At 69.9% G+C, this 12,462-nt stretch carries 14 protein-coding genes; 6 read left to right on the top strand and 8 right to left on the bottom strand.

What is annotated here, in order from left to right; genetic code table 11:
* Window positions 1-14 precede the first annotated feature (14 nt).
* A complete protein-coding gene (locus tag ABT123_RS19825; RefSeq protein ID WP_351316052.1) occupies window positions 15-743 on the bottom strand; it encodes a dienelactone hydrolase family protein in 729 nt (242 codons plus the stop codon).
* Window positions 744-916: 173 nt separating this feature from the next.
* Between ABT123_RS19825 and ABT123_RS19820 the strand changes: the two genes are divergently transcribed.
* The gene (locus tag ABT123_RS19820; RefSeq protein ID WP_502970994.1) at window positions 917-2,035 is read left to right on the top strand and encodes a 3-methyl-L-tyrosine peroxygenase-related protein; all 1,119 of its coding nucleotides are present in this window, start codon (window positions 917-919) and stop codon (window positions 2,033-2,035) included.
* A 41-nt stretch (window positions 2,036-2,076) separates the two neighbouring features.
* Window positions 2,077-3,087, top strand: a complete 1,011-nt coding sequence (locus ABT123_RS19815) for a TauD/TfdA family dioxygenase (protein WP_351316046.1) — start codon at window positions 2,077-2,079, stop codon at window positions 3,085-3,087.
* A 149-nt stretch (window positions 3,088-3,236) separates the two neighbouring features.
* On the opposite strand, the gene ABT123_RS19810 is transcribed toward ABT123_RS19815, so the two are convergent.
* Window positions 3,237-3,794 (bottom strand): DUF3291 domain-containing protein, encoded by a 558-nt coding sequence (locus tag ABT123_RS19810; protein ID WP_351316043.1) that lies wholly within the window; start codon window positions 3,792-3,794, stop codon window positions 3,237-3,239.
* Here ABT123_RS19810 and ABT123_RS19805 point away from each other — a divergent pair.
* Window positions 3,793-4,362, top strand: coding sequence for a helix-turn-helix domain-containing protein (locus ABT123_RS19805; RefSeq protein WP_351316040.1), 570 nt, complete (start codon window positions 3,793-3,795; stop codon window positions 4,360-4,362). The two genes, ABT123_RS19810 and ABT123_RS19805, sit on opposite strands and share 2 nt — an antisense overlap.
* A gap of 362 nt (window positions 4,363-4,724) precedes the next feature.
* Here the strand turns inward: ABT123_RS19805 and ABT123_RS19800 are convergent, their stop codons facing one another.
* On the bottom strand, window positions 4,725-5,378 hold the full coding sequence (locus ABT123_RS19800) for a TetR/AcrR family transcriptional regulator (RefSeq protein ID WP_351316037.1): 654 nt from the start codon (window positions 5,376-5,378) through the stop codon (window positions 4,725-4,727).
* 126 nt (window positions 5,379-5,504) lie between these two features.
* Between ABT123_RS19800 and ABT123_RS19795 the strand changes: the two genes are divergently transcribed.
* The gene (locus ABT123_RS19795) at window positions 5,505-6,473 is read left to right on the top strand and encodes an oxidoreductase (RefSeq protein WP_351316034.1); all 969 of its coding nucleotides are present in this window, start codon (window positions 5,505-5,507) and stop codon (window positions 6,471-6,473) included.
* Between the two features lie 209 nt (window positions 6,474-6,682).
* Entirely contained in the window at window positions 6,683-7,147 is a 465-nt protein-coding gene (locus ABT123_RS19790; RefSeq protein WP_351316032.1) for a hypothetical protein, read from the top strand.
* Window positions 7,148-7,250: 103 nt separating this feature from the next.
* Here ABT123_RS19790 and ABT123_RS19785 read toward each other — a convergent pair whose 3' ends face one another.
* The 4 genes from ABT123_RS19785 to ABT123_RS19770 form a co-directional block, all read right to left on the bottom strand.
* A complete protein-coding gene (locus ABT123_RS19785; protein ID WP_351316029.1) occupies window positions 7,251-7,970 on the bottom strand; it encodes an alpha/beta hydrolase in 720 nt (239 codons plus the stop codon).
* Window positions 7,971-8,153: 183 nt separating this feature from the next.
* Window positions 8,154-9,200, bottom strand: a complete 1,047-nt coding sequence (locus ABT123_RS19780) for a nuclear transport factor 2 family protein (RefSeq protein WP_351316027.1) — start codon at window positions 9,198-9,200, stop codon at window positions 8,154-8,156.
* 155 nt (window positions 9,201-9,355) lie between these two features.
* Entirely contained in the window at window positions 9,356-10,150 is a 795-nt protein-coding gene (locus ABT123_RS19775) for an SDR family oxidoreductase (RefSeq protein WP_351316024.1), read from the bottom strand.
* 9 nt (window positions 10,151-10,159) lie between these two features.
* Entirely contained in the window at window positions 10,160-10,552 is a 393-nt protein-coding gene (locus tag ABT123_RS19770) for a GlcG/HbpS family heme-binding protein (protein ID WP_351316022.1), read from the bottom strand.
* A gap of 212 nt (window positions 10,553-10,764) precedes the next feature.
* Here ABT123_RS19770 and ABT123_RS19765 point away from each other — a divergent pair, with 212 nt between their 5' ends.
* A complete protein-coding gene (locus ABT123_RS19765; protein WP_351316019.1) occupies window positions 10,765-11,724 on the top strand; it encodes a GlxA family transcriptional regulator in 960 nt (319 codons plus the stop codon).
* A gap of 115 nt (window positions 11,725-11,839) precedes the next feature.
* Here ABT123_RS19765 and ABT123_RS19760 read toward each other — a convergent pair whose 3' ends face one another.
* A complete protein-coding gene (locus ABT123_RS19760) occupies window positions 11,840-12,316 on the bottom strand; it encodes a flavodoxin family protein (RefSeq protein WP_351316016.1) in 477 nt (158 codons plus the stop codon).
* Window positions 12,317-12,462: the final 146 nt, after the last annotated feature.

The following is a 12,462-nucleotide window of genomic DNA, read 5'->3' as shown; positions in this document are numbered from 1 at the left end:
GATCACTCCGCGGATCACTCCGCCACGGGCAGGCACTCGGCGAGCAGGCCGACGACATCGCGCCAGGCTCGCTGCGCATGCCGTTGGTGGTAGCCGACGCCGGGGAGCACGGTGTGGTCGACCGTCGGGTGGTGGAAGGCGTGCAGGGCGCCGCCGTAGACCGCGAGGCGCCAGTCGACGCCCGCGGCCTGCATCTCGGCGGTGAACGCGTCCCGTTGCGCGGGCGGCATGATCGGGTCCTCCGACCCGACCCCGGCCCACACCGGGCAGCGGATGCGCGCCGCCTCGCCCGGTCGTCCCGTGGTCAGTGCGTTGACTGTCCCGATCGCGCGCAGGTCGACGCCGTCGCGCCCGAGTTCCAGCACGATGGCGCCCCCGGTGCCGTAGCCGACGGCGGCGATCCGGTCGGGGTCGGTCCGCGGTTCGGCGCGCAGCACGTCGAGCGCCGCGTGGCCGATGCCCCGCATCCGGTCGGGGTCGGCGAGCAGCGGCATGCAACGGGCCAGCATCTCCTCGGGATCGCTCACATAGCGCCCGCCGCCGTGGAGGTCGAAGGCGAGCGCCACGTATCCCAGCTCAGCCAGGGCATCGGCTCGGCGGCGTTCGACGTCGCTGAGCCCTGTCCCCTCGGGCCCGATCAGGACTGCGGGCCGGCGGTCGACACCGGCGGGGAGCGCGAGATGCCCGATCATCGTCAGGCCGTCGGCCGGGTACTCGACCGTGAGCGTCGTAACCGTCGTCATAAGACTGGACAGTAGTGATCGTCGAGCACCGGCCGGGCCGGTGTTCACCGCCGGCAGAAGAGCGCCACCGGCCCCCTCGGCGTACGTCCAAGCCCGCCAACTCCAGCGCACGCACAGGAACGATCTTGCAGATCACGTTTCGTGTGGAGTGTTCTTGGCGAAGTACTTCAACCATGGGCTCACCGCCGGTCGCCGGTCATCCTGCTGTCGCTGTTTTCCGTGAGCCCCGAGGCGGGCACTCCGTCCCGGTGTTGGGCCCACGGGTCGATGCTGAGGCGGAGCGGACCGCGCGCGTGCTGGCCGGGTTGGCGACCCATGCCAGACCTGTCGAGCGGACCCTCGCGCTGCGGCAGGCCGCTGCGGCTGCCGGTGAGTTGGTGGCCGCACTGTCGGCTCTGGCTCCGGCCGTGGCCGGTGAGGGACTGCCGGCGGAGTCGACCAGTCAGTCGTTCTTCCGGGTCCGTGAGGGGGAGCTGTCGGATCAGCAGGCTGCCCTGCACGGTGTCCTGGTCGTCCACCGCGGTCTGGAAGACCTGTGTGAGGCTCCGCTGTCGGGCGCCGACCTGGCGCTGGAGGCGGCCGGGATGCGGCAGGCGGTGCTCGACCTCACCGGCGCAGCGCCGGGCGCCGACCCCGGCTCCGTACCGCTGGTGGCCGCCCCCGAGCCTGCTGCGCGGGCGTCGATGGAGAGTGTGTGGAGTGCTCGGTGGCTCATCGGGCACCAGGTCCATGTCCTGTTCAACATCTGCGCCGCGGTCGCCGTGGCCGACGCCACCCGCCATCTGCGGCACGGCGACGGCGATGCCGCTCTGCCGCGGCTGGCAGATGCGACGGTGTACGTGCGGGGCTTCCCGGCGGCCATGACCCACGCAAGTACGGTCCCGGCCGACTACTACATGGCGGCGATACGCCACACCATGGCGCCGCCGTCGGTGGACGTCCCGTTGAGCGGGCGCCAACACCGCGGATACAAGCTGTTCCGGGCGGCGATGAAGGACCTGCTGTCCGTGGTTCCCGACTCCTACGAGGAGTTGGCGGCCCGCGCCCCGGAGCTGGCCGAGGCACGGGACGCGCTCTTGGAAGCCGACATCGTGGACGGTGAACGGCACGTCACCCTCGCGTACTCGATGGTGCATCTGCGTCGCTCCATCGCTCAGAAGCCCGAAGGCCCCGACAACGCCGTCGCCGAACTACGGCTCATGCGCCATCGCCGCGCGGCCCAGTACGCCTCCCTGATCCGATTCGGGGACCACTACATCGCCGACGCCGTGGCCGGCCTGCGCCACTCGTGAGTCCGCGTGTCCGCCGCCCACACCTCCGGCAGGAGACCCTGATGCCCGAGACGACGCCCGGCACCACCCAAAGCTCTGCCGTCGCCGCCGACTGGGCACTTGACCCGGCCGATGCCGGCGCGTGCGAGCAACTGGCCCGCACCCTGTGCACGGGCGAGCACGACCAGGTCGACAACCCCGGGTGGGTGGCCCGGGCCCGGGACGCCTGGGAGGACCTTCCCTCCCCGCTGCGCCGTGGGCTGCGCCACTTCCGAAGGCACTCCGGCCCGCATGGCACATTGGTCATCGGCGGCCTGCCCGTCGATCAGGCGGCCCTGCCCGCGACACCATCCGTACCCGGCTCGGTCCAGCGCCGGGCCACCGTCCCGGCCGCGGTGCTCACCATGGTGGCCTGCGGGCTCGGCGAGCCTCTCGCCTACCGGGCTGAGAAAACCGGCGCCCTCGTGCAGGACGTCGTGCCCGTGCCCGGGCAGGAGAGCTTCCACGGCAACGCCGGATCGGTGCCGCTGTCCTTCCACACCGAGAACGGCTTCCACCCCCACCCACCCGACTATGTGATCTTCCTGTGCCTGCGCGCCGACCACGACCGGATCGCCGGCATGCGCGTCGCCGGCATCCGCCAAGCGCTTCCGCTCCTCACCCCAGCCAATCGCCAGGCCCTGTTCGCACCGGAGTTCATCACCACACCACCACCTTCCTTCGGCTCCGACGCTGCCGCGAGTGAGCCCGACGTCGAGCCCCGACCGGTGCTGTCGGGAGCGGTCGAGGATCCCGACATACGGATGGCCCAACTCGTCACCACCCCGCTCACCCCGCGGGCCGCCGCGGCGCTGACCGAATTCGGCCGCGCCTGCGAGGCGACTGCCCGCACCCTGCGCCTGAATCCGGGCGACCTGGTCGTCATCGACAACCGCGTCACCGTCCACGGCCGCACCGCCTTCCACCCCCGCTACGACGGAGCAGACCGCTGGCTGCAACGCACCTACGTCACCACCGACCTGCGCCGCTCCCGCGACCACCGCCCCCACGACGGCCACATCCTCACCCGCTGACCAGCGTCCAGTACCGGTACTCACGGGTCGCTCGCGAGGTAGAGGGCGAAGCCCCAGGTATTGGCGGATCCGCCGTAGCGCAGACGCAGCTGTTCGCCGTCGTTCAATCGAGGCGTTTGACAGCGAACCCAGTCGTTCAGGCTTCCTTGTCAGCGAGCCTGGTCGCTCTTCGGCCCGATGCCTTTGATCCTGGTCGGAGTTCCCTCCGGGGCGAACGAGTGGTGGAAGGTGAAGGCGTGCGGCGCGGAGCCGTGGTCGTGGAGGTGCTCCAGCCTGGAAACCCCGTCCTGCCAGGTGGGTATCACGCCGTCGGAGACCCACCAGGACACGTAATTCGGGTGTCCGGTCCTCTCGAACCAGTCGTAACGCCTGTTCAGCGCTTCACGGTGCAGACCGGTGTAGACGGCGTCGAAGGCGGGGCGCAGGTCGGTCCAGAGTGAGAGTGTCGTGGCCAGGGCGGTGGTTTCCACCGTACGGCCCTTGCTGTACCAGGTCGGTACGGCGAACTCTCCCCATGCACCCCAGTCCGCCCCGAAGAGCATGCCCCGGTCACCGTCTGCCGCTTCAGCACGCGCGAGGTACCCGGGGTGCTGACTGATCTTCCGGTAGACGGCTTCACCAATGTCGTAGAACTCGTTCGTGAGAGGTGCGGGATCGGCGAGAGGTGACTTCAGGACGCCGAATGTGTACAGCGCAAGATGGGGCATGCGTCTCTCCCTGGTTGGGGGTGCCTGGTGTGGACCCGGTTCGGTGGCTTACGCATGGGGGCGAGGGTTCGTGGGGCATGACCAACTCATCCCGTCGCGGGTGGCTCAGCCCGAAGGAACTCCTGCGCGACCGTGGGCGATCGCCGAAGACCAGGTGAAGGTAGCTGCCTCTGCGGCCCATGTCGAAGTTGCGTTTTCCCTGCCCAAGTGGCCTCTTGCACCGGTCATTACGGGGGCTGGGGCGGTGACGGGCGGGGCAGGCTGCGGGTGCCGCCGAACGCGTGCGGTTGAAGGAGATGGCCTACGGCCACAAGACCGAGCACCGGCGGCGGGTGCGTGCACAGGACAGGTGGTGCTGCACGCCGTGCGTGGATGCTCCAACGCATGCACCGCCCGGGAGACGGGGCTGCATTTGGACACCGTGCGCCGCTGGCGTGGCCGGTTCGCCCAGGCGGACCTGCCCGGGCTCACAGACCGTCAACGCTGCGGCCGTCCCGCCTCGTTCACACCGCTGCAGGCCGCCGAGGTCAAGGCGCTGGCCTGCCGGCTACCTGCCTGCCGAGGGTGAAGTACCGCTCTCACGCTGGTCGTGCCCGGAACTGGCCCGCGAGGCCGCCCGGCGGGGCATCACCCCGTTCATGTTGGCGTTGACCGTGCTGGATCCGTACAAGCGATTCGTCGACGAGATGCTGCGGACGGATCTGGACGCGCCGTGCTGGAGCGACGCCGGGGTTCGACCCGTGCGAATGGTGTTCGACTTGCGCGAGCGCATCGCCGAAGCCGGACAGCCCGACCCGCTCGACGTCCGGTGCCCCTCACCCACCGTGCCGCGCCGCCGACGGAAAGCCGTGGCGGCAGGGCACCCAGCACCGTACCGACCGTGTCACCCCCACCCGTCTCGCCGCATTGCAGGGGCAAGCACGCTGCCCTTCATGCCTGACCGGCGTCCGTTTCGGTCGCCTCGACGGCTACGACGGAGCCCCGTGCCAGGGCACCGGCGTGGGCGGCGGCGAGCGTGATCCGTACGGCCTGCTCGGCGGTACCCTCCTCCACCGGATCGGCACTGACCAGCAACCGGAAGTAGATCGGGGCGGCCAGCGTTTTGATCAGCTCGACCGGATCGGTGTCGGCCGGGAGCTCGCCCCGCGCGATGGCGCGCGCGACCACGGGCTCGGCCCGCCGGAACCGGTCGGCGAAGATCCGCCGCTTCGCCTCGGCGACCTCCGGCAGCCGGCCGGCGTCGGAGAACATCGCGGTCTGCACCGCCCTGCCCACCGGGCCGGTCATGCTCTGCACGAGCCCCCGCGCGAGGGCTTGCAGGTCGGTCTCGACGGCGCCGGTGTCCGGAATGGGGATATCGGTGGCGAAGTGCTCGGCCAGCGCGTCAACGACCAGACTCGCACGGTCCTTCCAGCGCCGGTAGAGCGTCGTCTTGTGCACCCCGGCCCGCTGGGCCACGCCCTCGACGGTCAGCTCGGCATAGCCCCGGTCCAGCAACTCGGCGAGGGTGGCGGCGCGCACCGCCGCCTGTGCCTTGAGGCCGCGCCCGACCGGACGGGCGGGTTCGGAGGGACTCAACTCCATTGCAACTCCTAGTTGCGTTAGCGGCTCGTCGCATGTCAGGATCCAGCCTATCGCAACTTGAAGTTGCATTAAATGGCTCCTGTCCAGCCGGGTGCCGGACGCCCTCAACCCAGGAGAAGGAAGGCCATGCCCAACGCCTCCCGTACGTGGACCCCCGACTCAATCCCCAACCAGTCCGGCCGCTTGGTGGTGGTGACCGGAGCCAACAGCGGCATCGGCCAGGTCACAGCCCAGGCCCTCGCTCGCCGGGGCGCCCATGTCGTGCTGGCCTGCCGCAGTCCCCAACGGGGGCAGGCGGCCCTGGACCGGCTGCTGGCCCACGCGCCCGGAGCCCAAGCCGAGGTGCGGCTCCTGGACCTGGCCGACCTTGCCTCGATACGCGCCTTCGCCGACGGATGGGATCACGGCCGGCTCGATCTGCTGGTCAACAACGCCGGCGTGGCGATGGTGCCGTTCGCCCGGACCGCCGACGGCTACGAGTCGCAGTTCGGCATCAACCACCTCGGCACCTTCGCGCTGACCGGGCTCATGCTGCCCCATCTGCTCGCCTCGCCCGATCCGCGGGTGGTCACCGTCAGCAGCGAAGGCCAGCGGTTCGCCCGCTTCGACCTGCACAACCTCAACGCCGAACGCCGCTATCACGCGATGTTCACCTACCTGCAGTCCAAGCGCGCCAACCTCTACTTCGCCACCGAACTGCAACGCCGCGCCGACGCCGCCGGCCTGAGGCTGCGCAGCACGGCCGTCGCCCCCGGACTCACCCGCACCAACGTTCTCACCGGCGGCGCCAACGGCAACCGCAGCCGACTCTACGGAGCATTGACCCGGCTGCTGCTCCGCGTCGCCTTCCGCCCGACCCCCGAGGGCGCCAAGACCTCCCTGTACGCCGCCACCGTCCCGGACCTGCCGGGCGGAGCGTACGTCGTGCCCGACGGACCACTGCAGCTACGCGGCGACCCCGTCCTGCGCGACCGGGAGCGCGCCATCCGTGACACCGACACCGCCCGCCTGCTGTGGGAGCTGTCCGAGAGGCTCACCGGCGTTCCCTTCCGGCTGTCCGACGATGCCGCATGCCCCACCCGAGAGTCCCACTAGCCAGCCCCCGTTCTGGTCGACGACCCCAAACTCATGTTCACCCCGGCAGGCGCCGCAGTCGCCGCGTTCCGCATCGCATCCACCCCGCGCACCACGAGCCCCCACAACGGCTCACAGGTGCCGTCCGCGCCGCGGCCGGCCCGCGCGGCCGGTCGCGGCCCCTCCCGCGCGCGTGAGCAGTACTCGACCCCGGACAGGAGCCCCGCCCCGTGACCCGCACACCCGACGTCGTCACCCTCGCTTCCCTCGACACTCACCGCCTGATCGTCACCCTCCCGAACCAAGGCCCCGCGGACGTCCGCTCGAACCTCCCGCGCGCCACCGCCGCCGCCATGCTGCGCCGCCTCGCCGACGAGCTCGACGCCGAGCTGCTCCTCCCCGCCCTGCCCGGGGAAGCGTTCGCCACCCTCACCCAGCAGCTCACCCGCCGCCACCGCCCCGCCGAGGCCGCCCGGCACACCGCCGACGCCCTCGCCCACCACACCCGCGAGCTCGCCAACATGCTCGCCGCCGCCCTCGACCGAGGCATCCCCGCCGAAGCCCCGTCGGTCGGCCGGCATCTGGTCTCGATGCTGCGCAGCCACGCCGTCAATCTCGACAGCCCGCCCCGGACCGCCATCGACGATGTGCTCGACCTCGCCGCCGCCCGCCTCACCCGCCGGACGCAGCGATGAGCAGCAACACCACCCTCGCCGTCGCCGCACCCCCTGGTCGCGTGGGCCGCGCACGCAGGCGACCACCTCGTCGTGGGGGTCGGCGTGCGCGCGGGACATCTGGTCAGGACGTACCTGGGTGTGGCATGCGGACCTGTTCGGCGATCCAGGATCTCGCGAGCTTCGTCCAGGTGGCGGCTTCGTCGGCGCCCTCGGCGAGACCGAGACTGTGCGGGCCGTGGGCGAAGACGTGCACGGTGTGCGGTACCTCGTGTGCGGCCAGGGCCGAGGCGAGCCGGTAGGTGTGTTCCGGCGGTACGTAGATGTCTTCGGCGGTGTGCCAGAGGAAGAAGGGCGGAGAAGCCTCGGTCACCAGCGCGTCGAGGCTTGTCTGGCGGCGCAGGTGCGGTGAGGCGTCCTCCCCGAGCAGGATCAGCCGTGCGGGTCGGTAGGTTTCGGTCTCCATCGATGTGATTGCGTAGCCGAGGAGGGCGAACTGGACGGACTCGTGTGGATCGCCGCCGGGTGCGAGGGCGGCCAGGCCCGCGAGATGCCCGCCGGCCGAGAAGCCGATCAGCCCGATGCGGACTGCCCCCTGTTCGCGTCTGCGGCGGATCTCGGCTTGCAGAGCGACCAGCGGTTCGGGATGGCGTACGTGGAGCGGGTAGCGGAAGACGCTCGCCGACAGGCCCAGCGTGGAGAGCCACTCGACGATCGGCTCCGCCTCGTGCGAGGCGTGCGAGGCATAGCCGCCGCCTGGCAGCACGATCAGATGTGTCGTTGTGGCGTGCACCCGTTCGGTCTTTCCGCGAGACGCCGGTGCCGTCTCGAATGGATTGCTCATGCCTACCTCCGCCTTGCTCTCGGGCGCCGTGAGCGGCCCTGTCCACAAGGCTGTACCAAGGGCAGTGACGTACTGGGTCTTTCGGCGACATGCGACCGGGTGAGGTGCAGTCGTGCGGCGGTTCCAGGGGGACGTTCGTCCAGCCTCGGCCGCACCCCCAGCAGGCGGACGGCGGTGCCCGCTCTAGGTGAAGAAGGGGTCGTCCACCACGTGGGCCCAGCCGCCGTCCGGCTGGCGTCGGAGGATCTCCGTGGTGGTGGAGATGACCGGCTCGGGGCCGGCACCGGTGAGGGTGGCGGTATTCGATACCAGGGCGACGTCGTCCACCTGTCGGATGTCGCGCAGGTCGAGCTTGAGGCGGGCGCCCGTGTCGATCAGCTGTTGCAGGCCCTTGCGGATGGACGCGGTGCCTACCAGGTGGGTTCCAGGGGTGGGGACGAAGTGGGCGTTCGGCTCGTACAGCGACACCAGGCCCTCGATGTCACCCGCCTCCAGGTACTCCACGAACAGGGACCCCACCTGCTCGGGCGTCTCGGCGCGGCGCCGGGCCGCGGCGCCGACGGGCTTGTCGCCCCAGCTTGCCGCGGCGAGCAGGTCGTACCAGTCGGGATGGGCGCCGTAGGGCAGATGGTGGCGGAGCAGAGCGCCCGGGAAGGTCAGCGGGGACGCCTTGTGGGGCTTGGCCTTGGCCTGGGTGACGATTGCGTCGCTGAGCGCGTAGGCCAGGTCCATGCGGGGGAGCAGGGCGTGCACCTCGTCGGCGAGGCCGGGCGGGAGGTCCTCGCGCCGGATTCCGAGGATGTCGGTGCCGATGCCGGCCTGCGCCAGCGCCACCTCGGTGCCCTTCCGCCCGGCGATGCCGTCCGAGGTGTGCAGGGCGATGGCGTCCCAGGCGATGGCGATGCGCCGTTCCTCGACGCCGCGTTCTCGGAGGAAGGCTGCTGCGGTGTCGGCGCCGTCGACTTCGAACCGCTGGTCGCCGTTGCCCTCCTCGCTCACCCCGATGTCGTGCAGGACGCAGCTGAGGAACAGCAGTTCGTCGTCGTAGTCGGTACCGGCGGTCAAACCCTGGTTCTGGGCGTGGGCTCGGGCGAAGACGTAGCTGCGCACGCTGTGATGGAAGACGAAGTCCGGCGTTGCCCCCGCAACGTAGGTGTAGGCGTCCCGGGCGAGGCCCGTGTCGGGGAGGTGGAGCTGCTCGAAGACGGGCAGGGGTGTGTCAGTGGTCATGGTGTGGCTCTTTCGTTCGGACTGTGCGACTGAAGCGGAGTGCGTGCAGTCGGGTGGTGGATAAGGCGAATCGACAGAGCTGCGCGGCCACTTGTTCACCATGTCGATCGATGGCTTGCCGATCGGCAGCGCCTACGCCCGGTGATGGCGCCGGATCACACCTTGCGGGTCCAGGCTGCTTCCTGGACCTCCTTGATGAGCTCCTCGGTCGCCGGGGGCCAGACGTTCCGGTACTTTCCCTGCTCGGCGCCGACGATCTCGACCATCTTGTCGATCATGTCTTGGGGCTCGAACTGGTCGGCCAGAATTTCCGCGAATCGGGCCCGCACATCCTCGGTCCGGTTGAAGTTGACCGAGTCGTCCAGCCAGCGGAAGGCCGTGTCCGCGATGCGGTCGTTGAACCCGGTCAGGTACGCCCCGGGGTTGATGGTCTGAACGGTGATGCCGGTCGGCGCGAGCTCGTCGCGTAGGGTCGCTGCGATCGCCTCGAGGGCGTGCTTGGTCGCGCAGTAGGGCCCCAGGCCGAACGCGGTGAGCATGCCTCCCATCGAGCTGACGATGACGACGCGGCCCGCGGCGCCGGCGTCCACCCAGGTGCGGATCACCCGCTGGGTGAGTTCCAGGTTCGCGAAGACGTTCGTCTCGAACGTACGCCTGACCAGCTCGACGGGAATCTCCGCCAGCGGCCCGCAGTCACCGATCGCGGCATTGCTGACGAAGGTGTCGAAGTCCCAGCCGGAGACAGCCGCGATGTCGCGGGCGTCCAGGACGTCCAGCTTGTCGACCGTGACGCGGTCCTGCAGGCCGAGTTCCCCGATGTGCTTGCGCAGTTCGGTCACCTGCGACCAGATCTCCGTGGTGGCGATGACCTGGTGCCCGGCCCGGGCCAGGCCGATGACGGTGCCGCGTCCCAGGCCGGTGCCGGCGCCGGTGATCAGGATCTTCTTCATCGTGCTTCCTTATCCGAGCGCGATGCGGGCGACCTCGCCGTCCTGGACGGGCATGCCGCCCGAGACTCCGATGGCCCCGATCAGAGCGCCGCTGTCGTCGTGGACGGGGAGGCCGCCCGCGTAGGGGATCAGGCCACCGTTGGTGTACTCGGTCGCGGGAGCCGGGCCACCGGGCTTGCAGAACTCCCACAGGTTTTCGCTCGGGCCGTTGAACAGGACCGAGGTCTTCGCTTTGGTCAGCGCGATCTCAATCGAGCCGAGGATCGACCCGTCCATGCGGGCGAACGCGACCAGGTGTCCGCCGCCGTCGACGACCGCGATGTTCATCGCGACGCCCATCGCCACCGCCTGGGCGCGGGCCTTCTCGATCATGGCTTGGGCCGTATCCAGTGTGATGCTCATGGCGTTTGCCCCTGTCGGTAGCGGTGCCAGGTCGTGCTGCGCCTGGTGGGTTCGCACGCAGCTGCCGTCTGCTGTGCACCGTCACGGTGCCTGGAAGCGGCAGGCGGGGTCTCTATCGGTCATGAGGCGACCGTAGGCGCGATCTGGGCGAAGGAGTCAGTGGCATGGATGCCATGCAGCGATAGAATCGTGCCATCGGCATGGGAGGTGGGATGTCAGGCGGAAAGCACCGCGTGGTGGTGGTGGCTCTCGAGAACGTCCTCGCACTCGACATCGGGATCCCGTTGCAGGTCTTCGGGAGCTGGCCGGATGGGCCCTACACGGTGTCGGTGTGCGCGGAACAGCCCGGGCTCGTCGCGATGCACGGCGGCCCCGCGCTGTCGGTCGCCGATGGGTTGGACGCCCTGGCTGCCGCAGACACCGTGATAGTCCCGGGGTACTTGGAGCCCGACGCACCCTCCGCCGCGGTCAGCTCCGCGCTGGCGGAGGCGGCAGCTCGGGGCAGCCGCATGGTGTCCATCTGCACGGGCGCGTTTGCCCTTGCCGCCGCCGGCCTGCTCGACGGCCGACGGGCCACCACGCACTGGCAGTACGCAGCAACACTGGCGAAGCAGTACCCACAGGTGACGGTGCAGTCGGAGGCTCTGTACATCGACGAAGGCCAGATGCTGACCTCCGGCGGCGTCACCGCCGGCCTCGACCTGTGCCTGCACCTCATCCGCCGCGACCACGGCACCCGACTGGCGAACCAGCGAGCACGTCTGCTGGTCGCCGCGCCGCACCGTACGGGAGGTCAGGCCCAGTTCACAGACCTGCCGGTGCCCCCCGACCCGGATGACGGACCGGCGCCGGTGTACGAATGGGCCCTGCACAACCTGCACCAGCCGCTCACCGTCGACCAGTTGGCGCGCCACGCCGGGATGTCGCGTCGCACCCTCATCCGCCGCTTTCACGCCGACACCGGCCGACCGCCCATGCGCTGGCTGCTCGACGCACGGCTCGGCCTCGCACGGGAACTCCTGGAATCGAGCGACCTGACGGTGGAAGCGGTCGCACGGCGCTGCGGCCTGGGCACGCCGGCCAACTTCCGGACCCTGTTCAAAGCCCACGTCGGCGTACCGCCCCGCGCGTACCGCGAGACGTTCCACTCGGCCCCGCCGAGCAAGGCTTGATTGCCGGCCGATCGTTGTTGTCAACCACCGTCCACACGCCTGCCTTCACGGAGAGTTCGAGATCAGTCATCTTGCTGGTCGGGGATGCGGTAGAGGCCTCCCGGAGTGGCACGTGTCAGGACACCGGCCCTCGCCCGTCCCGCAGCCGCCCGGCGAACGCCCGCGCGGCAGCCAGGTCCCCGGCGTTCGGCCGCTGCTTGTTGATACCGCCGATGAGCTTGAAGGGCGTCCAGGTGTCGAACGCCCGGCACGAGAAGCTCCCGTCCACCTCGAAGCCCTTGCCTTCGAGGAACTGGACCAGAGGGCGGGTGAAAGACATCAGCGGGATCTCGGGGAGCCCGCTGGTGGCGAACACGAACGCCCGGCCCCGGCCGGTGGGAAGTGCCTTGACGAAGTCGGTCAGGCGAGGGTGGAGCCTGCCGTAGAAGACGCCCGAGCCGAATCCCACGAGGTCGGCCCCGGCCAGCTCCGCCAGGTCGGCCTGCTCGGGGGAGACGACCTTCGCGCCCAGTACCTGGGCCATGCTGTCGGCGACACGACGCGTATTGCCGTGCGATACGGAGGCGCACACGATGACGGCATTCATCCTCATGATCCCTTCTCTTGCTTCCGTAGTGAGGACAGCGCAGCAGCGTCAGATGTGACACCACTTGAGTGTGATGGTGGCCATACCATATGGGGGCAGCGACAAGCCCCCGGCCGCTTCGCAGTCGAGCTACAGATGGTGATGTTGCTGGT

The organism is Streptomyces sp. NPDC002054 (assembly GCF_040296685.1).
Classification (GTDB): Bacteria; Actinomycetota; Actinomycetes; order Streptomycetales; family Streptomycetaceae; genus Streptomyces.
This window is presented reverse-complemented; position numbering and strand designations above follow the sequence as displayed.